General features: G+C 63.6%; 13 protein-coding genes, 1 tRNA gene and 1 pseudogene. 9 read left to right on the forward strand and 6 right to left on the reverse strand.

From position 1 onward, the window contains the following. The first annotated feature begins 93 nt into the window (after positions 1-93). From MTX23_RS31790 to MTX23_RS31805, 4 genes are all read left to right on the forward strand, one after another. Entirely contained in the window at positions 94-783 is a 690-nt protein-coding gene (locus MTX23_RS31790) for an RNA polymerase sigma factor (protein WP_280974033.1), read from the forward strand. A gap of 91 nt (positions 784-874) precedes the next feature. Then, positions 875-1396, forward strand: coding sequence for a DUF4142 domain-containing protein (locus tag MTX23_RS31795; protein ID WP_280974034.1), 522 nt, complete (start codon positions 875-877; stop codon positions 1394-1396). A 12-nt stretch (positions 1397-1408) separates the two neighbouring features. Further along, positions 1409-1729 (forward strand): cupredoxin family copper-binding protein, encoded by a 321-nt coding sequence (locus tag MTX23_RS31800; RefSeq protein WP_280974035.1) that lies wholly within the window; start codon positions 1409-1411, stop codon positions 1727-1729. Positions 1730-1823: 94 nt separating this feature from the next. After that, a complete protein-coding gene (locus tag MTX23_RS31805; protein ID WP_280974036.1) occupies positions 1824-2189 on the forward strand; it encodes a nuclear transport factor 2 family protein in 366 nt (121 codons plus the stop codon). A 149-nt stretch (positions 2190-2338) separates the two neighbouring features. Here the strand turns inward: MTX23_RS31805 and MTX23_RS31810 are convergent, their stop codons facing one another. Both MTX23_RS31810 and MTX23_RS31815 read right to left on the reverse strand, forming a co-directional pair. Beyond that, complete coding sequence (locus MTX23_RS31810; protein ID WP_280974037.1) at positions 2339-4447, reverse strand: methyl-accepting chemotaxis protein; 2109 nt, start codon at positions 4445-4447, stop codon at positions 2339-2341. Positions 4448-4818: 371 nt separating this feature from the next. Continuing rightward, positions 4819-5361 (reverse strand): hypothetical protein, encoded by a 543-nt coding sequence (locus tag MTX23_RS31815; RefSeq protein WP_280974038.1) that lies wholly within the window; start codon positions 5359-5361, stop codon positions 4819-4821. On the opposite strand from MTX23_RS31815, the gene MTX23_RS31820 reads away from it, so the two are divergent. Beyond that, entirely contained in the window at positions 5318-6112 is a 795-nt protein-coding gene (locus MTX23_RS31820) for a helix-turn-helix transcriptional regulator (RefSeq protein WP_280974039.1), read from the forward strand. The genes MTX23_RS31815 and MTX23_RS31820 overlap by 44 nt on opposite strands. 98 nt (positions 6113-6210) lie before the next feature. After that, positions 6211-7380 carry a cytochrome P450 gene (locus MTX23_RS31825; RefSeq protein WP_280974040.1) on the forward strand — a complete coding sequence of 390 codons (1170 nt, stop codon included), beginning with the start codon at positions 6211-6213 and terminating at the stop codon, positions 7378-7380. A 134-nt stretch (positions 7381-7514) separates the two neighbouring features. On the opposite strand, the gene MTX23_RS31830 is transcribed toward MTX23_RS31825, so the two are convergent. Further along, on the reverse strand, positions 7515-8444 hold the full coding sequence (locus tag MTX23_RS31830) for a dihydrodipicolinate synthase family protein (protein WP_280974041.1): 930 nt from the start codon (positions 8442-8444) through the stop codon (positions 7515-7517). Between the two features lie 23 nt (positions 8445-8467). Next, entirely contained in the window at positions 8468-9634 is a 1167-nt protein-coding gene (locus tag MTX23_RS31835) for an NADH:flavin oxidoreductase/NADH oxidase (protein ID WP_280974042.1), read from the reverse strand. 244 nt (positions 9635-9878) lie between these two features. Here MTX23_RS31835 and MTX23_RS31840 point away from each other — a divergent pair, with 244 nt between their 5' ends. After that, positions 9879-10898: an LLM class flavin-dependent oxidoreductase gene (locus tag MTX23_RS31840; RefSeq protein ID WP_280978289.1), complete on the forward strand. Its 1020-nt coding sequence runs from the start codon at positions 9879-9881 to the stop codon at positions 10896-10898. Between the two features lie 114 nt (positions 10899-11012). Here MTX23_RS31840 and MTX23_RS31845 read toward each other — a convergent pair. Together MTX23_RS31845 and MTX23_RS31850 are read right to left on the reverse strand one after the other, a co-directional pair. Then, a tRNA-Gly gene (locus tag MTX23_RS31845) sits at positions 11013-11086 on the reverse strand. A 212-nt stretch (positions 11087-11298) separates the two neighbouring features. Beyond that, positions 11299-12930 (reverse strand): 4-amino-4-deoxy-L-arabinose transferase, encoded by a 1632-nt coding sequence (locus MTX23_RS31850; RefSeq protein ID WP_280974043.1) that lies wholly within the window; start codon positions 12928-12930, stop codon positions 11299-11301. 101 nt (positions 12931-13031) lie between these two features. Here MTX23_RS31850 and MTX23_RS31855 point away from each other — a divergent pair. Together MTX23_RS31855 and MTX23_RS31860 are read left to right on the forward strand one after the other, a co-directional pair. Next, positions 13032-13229 (forward strand): annotated as a pseudogene (locus MTX23_RS31855) (cysteine methyltransferase); the annotation flags it as partial. Between the two features lie 9 nt (positions 13230-13238). Further along, a complete protein-coding gene (locus tag MTX23_RS31860; protein WP_280974044.1) occupies positions 13239-14078 on the forward strand; it encodes an AraC family transcriptional regulator in 840 nt (279 codons plus the stop codon). Positions 14079-14126: the final 48 nt, after the last annotated feature.

The following is a 14126-nucleotide window of genomic DNA, read 5'->3' on the forward strand; positions in this document are numbered from 1 at the left end:
GGATGCTTTGCCTTTCCGAAACGGCAGTTTTTTCGGGAACCTATCTGCTCAGCCGGCATCGAATGTACGTCAACCGTGAGAGTGAGAGCCGTCATGCGCCAGGCCCAGGTAATGACCACCACCCCGATCGCCGCAGGAGATGCAGGATTGGTGCAGCGCGCACTCGCGCGGGACGAGGCCGCGGTGCGCGCCATTATGCAGGCGAACAATCGCCGCCTGTTCCGGCTGGCGCGCGGCATCCTGCGCAATGACGGCGAGGCCGAGGACGTCGTGCAGGACACCTACGTCCGCGCCTTCACCCATCTCGACCAGTTCCGCGGCGACTCCAGCCTGTCGACCTGGCTGTCGCGGATCGCGATCAACGAAGCGCTCGGCCGGGTGCGCCGCAAGTCGGCCAGCGTGGAGTGGTCCGACCTGCCACAAGCCGCCCTCGAGGCCCAAATCATCCAGTTCCCCCTGTCGTCAGTTGACGATCCGGAAAAATCCATGGCCCAGCGCGAAATCCAGCATGTGGTCGAACATGCCATAGATGAATTGCCCGAAGCATTCCGCCTCGTCTTCATCACCCGCGTGATCGAGGGCATGACGATCGAGGAAACCGCCGCAATTCTCAGCCTCAAGCCGGAGACGGTAAAAACGCGCCTGCACCGGGCCCGAACCATGCTGCGCGACAATGTCGAGCGGAGGATCGGTCCGGTGGTGATGGAGGCCTTCCCCTTCGCCGGTCGGCGCTGCGAGCGGTTGACGGACACCGTGCTGAGACGGCTCGGCTACACAGCATAAATTCTTGGGAACCTCCGCGCGCCAGCACCATCCAACTCCTGTGCAAACAACCCCCCGACGGGCCATGCCCGCGCAACAGGAGTGTCATACTATGTTGGTTCGATTGAGCATCGCGGTCGCAGCGCTTAGCCTGTTGGGCAGCGCTGCATTCGCCCAGAATGCAAAACTCACCGATCCACAGATCGCGCACATCGCCTATACGGCCGGCGTGATCGACATCAAAGCCGCCAAGCAGGCGGAATCGAAAGCATCCAACAAGGAGGTCAAGGCCTTCGCCAAGGACATGGTGCGCGACCATGAGGCGGTCAACAAGCAGGCGCTGGATCTCGTCAAGAAGCTGAAGGTCACCCCCGAAGACAACGACACCAGCAAGGCGCTGTCGAAGCAGGCGGCCGACAAGCTCGCCGAGCTCGCGAAGCTGAAAGGCGCCGCTTACGACAAGGCCTACATCGACAACGAGGTCGCCTATCACAAGACCGTCAATACGGCGCTGGAGACGCAGTTGATTCCGTCAGCCAGCAATCCCGAGCTGAAGAATCTGCTGCAGACCGGCCTGAAGATCTTCCAGGGCCACGAGCAGCATGCCGAGCACGTCGCGTCCAACCTGAAATAGGGAGACGCTCTCATGTCGTCGGGACGCCATCTCGCAATGCTTGCTCTGCTCACGCTCGGCGCGATGGCCGTCCCGGCGCATGCAGCCACCATCCAGATCGTGATGGAGAACCTCGAGATTTCGCCGGCCGAGGTCTCGGCCAAGGTCGGCGACACCGTCGAATGGGTCAATAAGGACGTCTTCGCCCACACTGCGACCGCCAGGAACGGCAACTTCGACGTGACGCTTGCGCCGAAGCAGTCCGCGACCCTGGTGCTGAAGAAGGCCGGCACAGTGGACTACTACTGCCGCTACCATCCCAACATGAAAGCGGTGCTGAAGATCGCACCGTAGCGCGCAGCATGACGTCAGAGGTAATCGATCGGGCGCTGCAAACCTTCGATAGTCCGGACAGCCGAATGATCCGGCACCATCGAAGGAGAGAATCATGACCGACCACGCAACTATCGCCCGCCGCTACATCGATCTCTGGAACGAGCGCACGGCGAGCCGCCGCCGCGAGATGCTGAGCGAGAATTGGACCGCGGATGCCCGCTATATCGACCCGCTGATGAGCGGCGACGGTCACGAGGGCGTCGATGCGCTGATCGCAGGCGTGCAGCAGAAATTTCCCGACTTCAGGTTCGAGCTGATCGGTGAGCCGAACGGCTTCGGCGACCACGTCCGCTTCTCCTGGGGTCTCGGCCCGGACGGTGTCGACAGCCCGATCAAGGGCACGGATTTCGCGACGCTGAAGGACGGCCGGATCAGGAGCATCACCGGCTTCCTTGACCAGGTGCCGCAGGGGAGCTGAGCCCGGAAGACGAAGGGCGGATGGCCCGCGGGCCGCGCGAGGCGCGGCCCGACCACAGGCTGCGGCGCAATCCCCTCTTTCTCCAGGACCGCGGCGGGTTATGCTTCCCGCGAACCCGCCGCGTGGACTGCGCGTCTCGCCCCTTTGCGTCAGGCTGCCCGGACCGTTGTCAGGAAATTCTCGACTTCGATCTTGAGTCTTGCGCTATCGTTCGACAGCGTTTTCGCAGATGCAAGCACCTGACTAGACGCCGAACCTGTTTCGGTCGCGCCGCGCTGCACGTCGGAGATACTCGAGGCCACCTGCTGGGTGCCTTGCGCCGCCTGCATGACGTTGCGGGAAATCTCCTGGGTCGCCGCCCCCTGCTCTTCCACCGCGGAGGCGATGGTCGACGAGATTTCGGAGATCCGGCCGATGGTCCCGCTGATCTCCTTAATCGCGATCACCGAGTCCTGGGTCGCTGCCTGCATGCCCGCGATCTGGTGACTGATCTCGCCGGTCGCCTTCGCGGTTTGCTCGGCCAGCGCCTTGACCTCGGATGCGACCACCGCAAAGCCGCGCCCTGCCTCTCCGGCCCGTGCCGCTTCGATGGTTGCATTAAGCGCCAGGAGGTTGGTCTGGCCGGCGATGGTATTGATCAATTCCACAACATCGCCAATGCGGGTCGCCGCCTGTGACAACGCATTGACGCGATCATTGGTCTTCTGCGCCTGCTCCACCGCCGCACCGGCAATCCCGGCGGCCTCCTGCACCTGACGGCTGATCTCGTTGACCGAGGCGCTCATCTCTTCGCTGGCAGAGGCCACCGACTGAACGTTCGCCGATGCCTCCTCGGACGCGGCGGAGACCATGGTCGATAGCTCCTGGGTGTTCTCGGCGGTCTTGGTCAACGTGTTGGCCGCGGCCTCCAACTCGGTCGAGGACGATGACAGCGTCTCGATGATTTCCCCGACCGCGTTCTCGAACTGGCCGGCCAAGGCGTGCATGTCCGCCTTGCGTTGGGCAGCGGCACGAGCCTCCGATTGCGTCTGCTCGGCGCGCAGGCGATCCGCTTCGATCATGCTATCCTTGAAAATCTGGACGGCGCCAGCCATCTCGCCGATCTCGTCGACCCGTTCGACCCCGGGCACCACGAGGGATGTGTCGCCGCCGGCGAGTTTGCCCATAGCGGCGGTCATCCTCTGGATGGGCGTTGCTATTGCGCGCGCCGTGAGCAGCGCAATGATCGCGCTGATTCCGAGACCCGCCGCAAGCAATACCCACAGCACGATCGTGAGGAACGATACGCCCGACTCTACCTCGTGCTTCTCCTGGTCGAGCATCTTCTTCTGGTTCGTCTTGATGCCTCCGGAGCGGGTGCCGTCGGCGCCCTTGGGTCCATCAAGCAGATCCAGGATCTTGAGCGCGCGCGGTGCTGCCTGCGTGACGAGAATTTCGACCGGAGCATTCCAGCCCGGGGATTCCCGCAGGGAGAATATCTTCTCGGGCAACGGCGCAAATTCGCCGCGTGCCCTTGTGATCTTGTCGAAAGACGCCAGCTCGGAGGTCGTGAGGAGCGCCTTTTGCGCACTCACGGCGGCAAAGCCTTTTTCGAACAGCTCCCACGGTCTGACGAACTTTTCCTTGTCAGTCTTGTCACCGGACAACAGATACATGCGGAGCTGGGCTGTCGCAGCGGCAAAATTGCCCCGCGTATCCGCCATCGCCTTGAGCAATCTCTTGCGGTCCGACGTTGCCTCCAAGCCTTCCTCCTCGTTGATCATCCGGGTGATCTCGGAAAATATCACCTCGGAGTGCGGGCCTGCTTCGGTAACCAGGAGCTTCGTCGCCGGATATGCGTCAGAGGTGAAGGCGATTGCTTCGGCCTTGTCTTGAGCAGCGCGGAACTCCGCGAGCAGGGTCTTGGCCTCGGCCCATTTCCGCTTATTCTCGGGGTCCGTAAAATGCACCGACTGCTCGTCGAAGGCGACCACCGTGGCATCCACCTCTTTCCACATGGCCATGCGATCGAGCTTGCCTTGCGGATTTCCCGTCAGCAGATAGCCGCGCAACGTCGCGAGCGTGGAATAGACATTGCCAACCAATTCCGTGCTTGCGAGCGCCACGGGCGTACGCAGGTTCACCATGCGACTGACGACCGTGGAAACTCCACCAACGGCAAAAACCGTATATCCGACGGCAAGCGCGAAGATGGCGCATACGGCGATAAAGCAGGCAATCAGCCGGCCACGAATGCGCAATTTCAATTTAATGGACATGACTGGGGGACCCTTTGAGAAAATTATTGGCAGAATGGATTTGTGTGTGATGCGCCTTGGCGCGGCACAGCGGGGGGCGAGCGAATTGGGCGGCGGACCGATCAGGCTTGGCTCGAGCACCTCCCTGGTTGAGAGGGATGGCGAAGGATGCGTGGGAGCGGCCGGGCCACGGGATCAAGCCAGCGCCTGGTGCAACCTCGAACCGATCCCGCTGGAGTCTCGCTCATCCTCATCGAGCTCGCTCCGGAAACGCTCGACTGGCGCACCGCAACCACTGCGTTCTGCATGGTCTGTTCCCGTGCCTTACGTGTGGGAGCAATGTCGCAGACAATGCTTATAAGTGCGTTAAGGAAAAAATAATCTAGATTGCCTCATGCGCGCAAAAAGCTGCGCTTCCGTACCGCAACGAGATCAAAGATTGCAAAATTTGCGCGAACTTTGACTCTGAATCGACAGAGATCGCAAGAACTGAGCCAACCAGCGAGCCGACGACAAAAATTAAGAGCCCTTATCGTGGTCGGACACTTGGCTTGCCGTCCGGCGAAAACGAGAATTTCGATCCCCGCATCTGAAAACGTATTCCGAAGGACCTCCATCGTTTCGTCGCGCGTGGGTGCAGTGTCATTATGCTCCTCAAGCCGGCGGATGATGGCGGAAGAGATTCCGGTTCGCCCGGCCAGATATTTCACCGACCAATTCAGCATGCCGCGGGCCGCGCGTATTTGCGCGCACCGGTCAGCCGCGACGCGGCCGCGCGCGGCGCGTGACGCGAAAGTCCCGCCACCGGCGGTAGCCGCTCCGCCGGGCGCTTTCGCACCAGCGATGTCGCTGATAGTCTCCCCGAAAACGAGAGAGACCCGGAAGGACACCATGAAGGCAGAGCTGGCCTTCAGGCAATCGGCGATCAGCGACATCACCCCCGCCCTGCTCGCGATCGGGCGGGACAGTTTCCCGCAGGCGCTGATCGGCGCGCTGCGCCGCGTCGCCGGCGTCGGCCATTGCATGGTGTTCTCGTTTGCAGGCGCGCGGTCGGCCGCATGCCTGCTCGACGTCGGTAATATCCCGATCGGGGGCGACCTCGGCATCGCCTATTCCGAGCATTTCCACCTGTCAGACCCGAACCGCGATGCGGTGTTCGAAGGGCAGGCGCAAGCAGCGCCGATCCTGCTGCCGAATTTTTCCCGCCGCATGTACAGCGACAGCTATCGCAAGATCTTCTTCGACGACTCCGACATCGTCGACAAATTCGCATCGGCGATCTGGGTCGACGACACCTGCTTCTACGTCAACTTCTATCAGATCACAGCGCAAGGCCGCTTCAGCCGCGACCAGATCGCGCGCCTGACCGCGATCGCGCCCGTGGTGACCGCGGCCGTGGCACGCCACTTCCAGCGCGACGCCATCGAGACTGATCCGATGGGCCGGCTGAAGACCCTGTTTGCGACCGCCGAGCCATTGGTCAGGCTGACCGGGCGCGAGAAGGAGGTCTGCCTGCGGATCCTGTCCGGCCTCAGCTCGGAAGCGATCGCAGCCGAACTCGGCATCGGCCTGCATTCCGCCCTCACCTACCGCAAGCGCGCCTATGACAAGCTCGGCATCTCCTCGCAGAACGAGCTGTTCGCCATCGCGCTGCGCCTGATGGCATCGTCCCGTCAGCTGAACTGATCAGGCGGCCCGACGGCGCCTGTCCCAAACCGTAGGGACAGACAGCGACCGTGCTTCGGCCTAGTCTGGCGTGCGGATCGAGCCTTGAGGTAACAGCCGTGAGCACCGCGCCGCATTTCGACATCGACGTCTCAGCCTTCTGGCAGGATCCCTATCCCACCCTTGCGCGGATGCGGAAAGAGGCGCCGATCGCCTTCGTGCCGCAACTCGGCAGCACGCTGCTGTGCAGCCGCAACGATATCTTCATCTCCGAGAAGCAGATCGACGTGTTCTCGTCGCACCAGCCCGAAGGGCTGATGAACAAGCTGATGGGCCACAACATGATGCGCAAGGACGGTGACGCGCACATGAACGAGCGCAAGGCGATCTTCCCGGCGATCTCGCCGAAGACGGTGCGGTCGCACTGGACCGCGCAGTTCCAAGGACACGCGACGCGCATCCTCGACGAATTGAAGCCCGACGGTGTGATCGACTTCGTGCAGGCTTTCGCACTGCCGTTTTCGGCCGAATGCCTGAAATCGATCACCGGCCTCACCAACATGCGCTACCAGGACATGAACGCGTGGTCGCAGGGCATGATCGACGGCATCGCCAACTATATCGGCGATCCCGCGGTCGAAGCGCGCTGCCACGCGGCGACCTCGGGCATCGATGCCGCGATCGACGACATGGTGCCGGTACTGCGCAAGACGCCCGACCTCAGCCTGCTCGGCGTGCTGCTGCAAACCGACATGCCGATGCAGAGCGTGCGCGCCAACATCAAGCTCGCGATCTCCGGCGGCCAGAACGAGCCGCGCGACGCGATCACAGGCACGGTGTGGGCGCTGCTGACGCACCCCGATCAGCTCGAACTGGCGAGGAGCGGCGCCATCCCGTGGCTACAGGCCTTCGAGGAGTATGCCCGCTGGATCTCGCCGATCGGAATGTCGCCGCGGCGGATCGCAAAGCCCTGGACGATCCGGGACATCGTCTTCGAGACCAATGAGCGCGTGTTCTTGATGTTCGGCTCGGCGAACCGCGACGAAAAGCATTTCGACGAGCCTGACAGGTTCGATGTCCGGCGCGACGCCAGCAAGAGTATCGCGTTTGGCGCGGGTCCGCATTTCTGCGCCGGCGCGTGGGCCTCGCGCGCCATGGTGGCCGATGTTGCGTTGCCCGCGATCTTCGGGCGGCTCAAGAACCTGCAGTTGGTTGCGGATCAGCCGCCGCGGATCGGCGGCTGGGCATTCCGCGGACTGCTGGATCTGCCAGTGATATGGGATCAATAGCAGGGAACGTTGCTCGCACGCTCCCAAGCCGCCTTTGAATGAACACGCGGCCGGCGGCGAAATATAAATGAAACAGATCGGCCGACAGCGCCGCGCCGATCGGCGCAGGCGTCTCGCCAAAGCGACCAGCGCAATCAACGCCCCCAACGCAGCACAACTGGATCGAGCTGGCGCGCGATCTCGATCAGGCCGGCGCGCGTCGCCGGATGCAGCGGCTGCAGCGGATGGCGGACCATCTCCGACTTGATGACGCCGCCCTCGCGCATCAGAACTTTGCAGGCGTGCAGTCCGCATTGGCGGTTCTCGTAATTGATCAGCGGCAGCCAGCGCGCATAGGCCTGCATCGCCTCGTCGCGGCGACCCGCGAAGAATGGATCCATGATCTGCCGGATGCCGTCGGGATAGCCGCCGCCAGTCATCGCGCCGGTGGCGCCGGCGTCGAGATCGGCCATCAGCGTGATCGCTTCCTCGCCATCCCAGGGTCCCTCGATCACGCTGCCGCCCTTCTCGATCAGGCCACGCAGCTTGTTCGCGGCCATCGGCACCTCGATCTTGAAGTACCTGATATTGGCGAGTTCCTTGGCCATCCGCGCCAGGAAATCGACCGAGAGCGGCGTGCCCGCGACCGGCGCGTCCTGAATCATGATCGGAATGCTGATGGCATCCGACACGACTTGATAGAATTCATAGATACTTCCCTCCGGCACGCGGAAGGTCGCGCCGTGATAGGGCGGCATGATCATCACCATGGCAGCGCCGGCGGCTTCCGCCTGGCGGCTGCGCGCGGCGCACACCGCCGAGGAGAAATGCGTCGTCGTGACGATCACCGGAATGCGACCGGCCACATGTTCGAGCACCGCATGCATCACGGTCTCGCGCTCGGCATCGGTCAGCACGAACTGCTCGGAGAAGTTGGCGAGGATGCAGATGCCATGGGAGCCGGCATCAATCATGAAATCGACGCAGCGGCGCTGCCCGTCGAGATCGAGATTGCCGTTGGCGTCGAAGATGGTCGGCGCCACGGGGAAGACGCCGCGATAGGGACGCTGTACCGGAATAGTCATGCCAGAACCTCCCTTGCGATCGGTCACACCTTGCGGAACGGCAGCGGCGGCCCTTCGAGCCTGCGCAGACCCGGCTCGCGCCGTTCCAGCCACCAGCCATACTGCTTCGGCCAGGACGCAAAAATCTCGCCGCTTCCGCCGTCAAGCGCAAGCTCGGCATGCAGCGGCCAGTTCGGATCGAACAGCGCCTCGCGGCCGATCGCGATCACATCGGCATGGGCGTTGGCCAGAATGTCCTCGGCCTGCTGCGGATGCAGGATCAGCCCGACCGCAATGGTGGCGACATCGGCAGCGCGGCGGATCTCATCGGCATAGGGCACTTGGAATCCGTAGCCGCGCGGAATCCGCGCCGCGGTCGCCGAGCCGAGCAGACCGCCGGAGGAACAGTCGATCAGATCGACGCCACGCGCCTTGGCTTCGCGGGCAAACGCAAGCTGGTCGTCGAGCTGCAAGCCGCCATCGATGCCGTCGACCGAGGAAATCCGCACCGACAGCGGCCGCTCGGCGGGCCAGGCCGCACGCACGGTTTCGATGATCTCGAGCGGATAGCGCATGCGCCCGTCGCGATCGCCGCCATAGGCGTCGGTCCGGCGGTTCGACAGCGGCGACAGGAATTCGTGCAGGAGATAGCCGTGCGCGCAATGCACCTCGACGAATTCGAACCCGGCCTCCAGCGCGCGCAAGGTGGCGAGACGCCATTGCTCCCTGAGGGCGGCCAGCTCGTCGACCTCAAGCGCATGCGGCATCAGCCAGCCCTCCTCCATCGGGATCGCGCTCGGCGCAACCGTCCGCCATGGCAGATCGCCGCGTGCACGATCGGCTGCATCGAGCGCGGCGTTACCGTACCACGGGCGCTGCATGCTGGCCTTGCGGCCGGCATGCGCGAGCTGGATCGACGGGACGGCGCCATTGTCCTTCAGGAAGGCGGCGATGCGCTCGAGCGGCGCGATCTGATCGTCATTCCAGATTCCGACGTCGCCATGGGTAATGCGGCCGTCGGCCGAGACCGCGGCAGCCTCGACCATCACAAATCCGGCACCGCCCTGGGCGAACTTGCCGAGATGCACGAGATGCCAGTCGTTGGCGAGGCCGTCGATCGCCGAATACTGGCACATCGGCGAAATCAGGATACGATTGCGGGAGGTCACGCCGCGAAGCGTGATCGGCTGAAACAGAAGCGGCTGCGACATCAGGACCTGCGGGAGCGTGCTGGCGGGCAAGTGGTGGCCGAAAGCTAGGCGGCACGCCGCCTCACCGCAAGCCGCGCAACGACGCAGGCGACAGGAGCTGGATGCATGCGAGGAGCGAGGGAACGGTCATCCACGCCGGAACCGCAGCCGCAGCTTCAGCAAATTTGGTCGGTTGGTAAATGCTTTCCTTCTTCGTGACGGCACATCGATCGCAAACCATCCCGGACATGATTACATTGGCCGTATGAAGAAGATCGGATTCCTTTCGTTCGGGCACTGGACGCCCTCGCCGCAATCACAGACGCGCTCCGCTGCGGATACGCTCCTGCAATCCATTGACGTTGCCGTCGCCGCCGAGGAATTGGGTGCGGACGGCGCGTATTTCCGCGTCCATCACTTCGCCCGCCAGCTTGCCTCGCCCTTCCCCCTTCTCGCTGCGGTCGGAGCCAAAACCAGCCGCATCGAGATCGGCACCGCCGTGATCGACATGCGTTACGAGAACCCGCTGTACATGATTGAGGATGCCGGCGCAGCCGACCTGATCGCGGGCGGCCGGCTGCAACTCGGCATCAGCCGTGGCTCGCCCGAACAGGTGATCGATGGCTGGCGCTACTTCGGTTACCAGCCGCCCGAGGGCGAGACCGACGCCGAGATGGGGCGGCGTCACGCCGAGATCTTCCTCGACCTGCTGCGCGGACAGGGTTTTGCGCGGCCGAATCCGCGGCCGATGTTTCCCAATCCTCCCGGCCTGCTGCGGCTCGAACCCCATTCGGAAGGTCTGCGCGACCGCATCTGGTGGGGCGCCGGCTCCAACGCCACCGCGGTGTGGGCGGCGAAGCTCGGCATGAACCTGCAGAGCTCGACCCTCAAGAACGACGAAACGGGCGAAGCCTTCCACGTCCAGCAGGCTGCCCAGATCCGAGCCTACCGTGCGGCCTGGAAGGAGGCCGGTCATGCGCGCGAGCCCCGGGTCTCCGTGAGCCGCAGCATCTTCGCGCTGGTCGACGACCGCGATCGCGCCTATTTCGGAAACGACCAGGCGGAAGACCAGATCGGTTTCATTGACGAGAAGACGCGTGCAATCTTCGGCCGCAGCTACGCAGCCGAGCCGGACAAGCTCATCGAGCAGCTCAAAGCCGACGAGGCCATCGCAGAGGCCGACACCCTGCTGCTGACGGTCCCCAATCAGCTCGGGGTCGCCTACAACGCACATGTCATCGAAACGATTTTGACACAGATCGCACCCTCCCTCGGCTGGCGCTGATCATATCCGCGACAGCTTCACGTGGCTCGGCAGTCAGCTTCCGCTAACTGGGACCAGCACGCTGTGATGCGGCAGAATGCCGGCGCGTAGATCTGGATGCACGAAAACGAGCGTTGGAGCGGGCGAAGGGAATCGAACCCTCGTATGCAGCTTGGGAAGCTGCCGTTCTACCATTGAACTACGCCCGCGATCTCAGTCGCTTAGGTTGGCCTCACCTTGCGAGGCCTGCCGGACCATAGCCCGGGGCAAGGCAAGGGATCAAGCGCGCATTCGCATTGGTCCGCGGGTCTCCCCTGACGAGAGCGCTTTCGAGCGAAGTGGACACCGGTTCGCGCGAAGAAAACGCGTCAAAACAAGAATCTAGAGCTTCGGTTCTGATTCAACCAGAACCGAAAATGCTCTAGTAGTCGAGCCGCACCAGCACGTCATTGATTGTAAATGGCGCCGCGGCGGGTATGGCGCCGCAGGTCCCGTTTCGGGCAAAGATGCAGGCGTCGCCGTTGCCGACTCTGGCGCAGCTGCGCCGTGAAAATCCTGCCGGGAGATCGGCTGCCGAGTCCGGGCGCGCGAGGACTCGGTTGAAGGCAGGGTTTGTCGCCTGGACCACGGCCGGGAGGCGTCCCTGTGCGAGCAGGTCGTTGGGCTGAAGCGAATAAAGCGGCGACGAGCCCGACAGTCGTTCCCGCCCCGGCAGAAGGTGGAACGGAAGATTGTAGAGCGCGAGACCGCAGAGTTCTGGGTCACCGCGCAGGTCTGCCGCCAGGCGTGCTGCACCGACGCCGCGCATCCAGTCGTCACGCATCTCTTGGCTCGCCCCAACAAGCAGCACCGAGAGCAGCGCCCACGCGCCTGTGATCATCGGCAACGCCCAGGGCCGCCATGCGCGTCTCGCACGCAACGACTGGATCCAATCGGCTGATCCCAGCGCCGCCACTATGATCAGCAGGACCACCGACAGGAATATGAAGCGGTATTCCTTGTGCCCAATCAGGCTGTGGCAGCCGAGGTTCACGAGCGCTACTGCGAGCAGGAGCGGTGCGTGCCGAAAGCCCCGCCAGATCGCCCAGGCCAGCGGCACGATCGCCACGGACCATACCACCAAGAAACTGACGAGATAGGTCACCCAAGACGTCACGCCGAACTCAGCCGCGCGATCGTGCAACAGGTTCTGTTCGACGTTGGCGACCAGCCAACTAAACGGGATTACACCGTGCGCGACATCGATCACTGCCGCGAACGCCAGCAGGACCAGCCCGCCGGCCACCATCGGAATCGCATTTCGCCAGCACTGCCAGCACGCCCCGATGGCAAGCACGGTAATGGCCGGCGCGTATTGAAAGCGACAGAGAAAGGCGAGACCAAGCAAGGCCCCGCCGATGACGAGGCGTCGCTGCGACGGCCCGTCGGTCAGCAGCAGCGCCGCCGGCACGATGAGCGCCGTCGCCAAGGGCTCGCTCAACGTATGCGGTGCGAACAGGATGAACTCGAACCAGGTCGCGGCAACGAAGGCCGCGACGACGGCGTGGGTTCGCGAGACCCGCGCGCCAAAGAACCAGGCGCTGACCACGATCGACACCGATGCGAGCGCGGCGACCAGACGAGGCACGACGAAGGCCCCTGCGCCATCAGGCGCGACAAGGTCACCCAACGCGGCCGGGCCCGCCAGCAAGGTCGGCAGGAACCAGCTGCGAATACCGTAACGCCACTCCCACGTGACGATGCCGTCATGACCCAGCAGCCGCCAGGCCGGCTCGAGATATTGGAAGATCTCGTCGGGATGGATGATGTTGGGCCAGAACGCCAGCGGGAGGCGTAGCGCCAGGGCGAGCAGCACCAACGCTGCCAGACCATGGACGCGGCCGGTCGATGCTTTGGCCATGTCATCCGGCGATGGATCGGCGCCTGGTCTCGTCATTCGTCCGCCGAACCCATCGGGAGGCCGCAATGTCGCGGAGCTGCAAATTCGAGCGAAATAGATATCGCTCAAGCCTTTAAGATGGGTGAGCGAACGCAGGTGCTCGACATCGGCCACCCCATCCGTCGTATCCTTAACCGAATGTAAAGATTCCAGATGCGCGCGATCCCGAGGCTGTTATGATCCTTTTGCGGGGGTTGGTGGCGTCATGGCGGGGCGACATGACCGGCATCCCGGCCTTCAGCCAGCGCGTCTACCAGTTGACCCGGACGATTCCGCGCGGCGACCGGATCTCGCCAAGCGGCGGCAGCATCTCCAAGCGGCGATTGCTCTCGATCGAGGGCGGGCAACCGAGCGCGGGCAAAACCCTGTTCGACGTGCTGCTGTTCGTTGCGCCGCCGCGGCCTCACCCCTAAATTCGGGGTATGAACCACACCACGCTGTTGCAGCGCGATCGCATGACCGTGAACGAATTTCGTTGCACGGCGGAGCCTGGCGACAAGCCGTTCGCCGAGCAATTTGCCTGCCATTCGGTGTCCTATGTACTCAAGGGCAGCTTCGGCTGCCATTGCCGCGGCCGTTTCCACGAGTTGGTGGCGGGATCGTTCCTGATTGGCCATCCCGGCGACGAATACACTTGCACCCACGACCATGTCGTCGGCGACGAGTGCCTGTCGTTCTTCCTCGATCCGGAGTTGGTGGAGAGGATCGGCGACCGCGCCGCGGCCTGGCAGGTCGGCTCGGTGCCGCCGCTACCGGAACTGATGGTGCTCGGCGAGCTCGCGCAAACGGCGGCAGATGGCAACAGCGACGTCGGCCTCGACGAGGTCGGGCATCTCCTTGCCAGCCGCTTCGTCGAGGTGGTGTCCGACCGCAAGGCAAAGCCCCTCACGGCCGGCCTGCGGGACCGCCGCCGCGCGGTGGAGGCCGCGCTATGGATCGACGCCCATTCGCATCGCGCCATCGATCTGGACGATGCGGCGAAGCAGGCCGGCCTCAGCACGTTCCATTTCCTGCGGCTGTTTTCCGCCGTGCTCGGCGTCACCCCGCATCAATATCTCGTGCGCTCACGGTTGCGCCATGCGGCACGCCGGCTTGCCGACGACGACAGCCCGATCACCGACATCGCCTATGACGTCGGCTTCGGCGACCTCTCCAATTTCGTGCGCAGTTTCCACCGCGCCGCCGGCGCCTCGCCCCTGAAGTTCCGCCAGGCCTCCCGCGGCGACCGCAAGATTTTCCAAGAACGACTTGCACTGCAATAGCTAGGGTCGCTCCAGGCCGCGCGTCGCCGACGCGCCCATTTCTGGAGA

It is taken from the genome of Bradyrhizobium sp. ISRA436, from assembly GCF_029910015.1.
Taxonomy (GTDB): Bacteria; Pseudomonadota; Alphaproteobacteria; order Rhizobiales; family Xanthobacteraceae; genus Bradyrhizobium.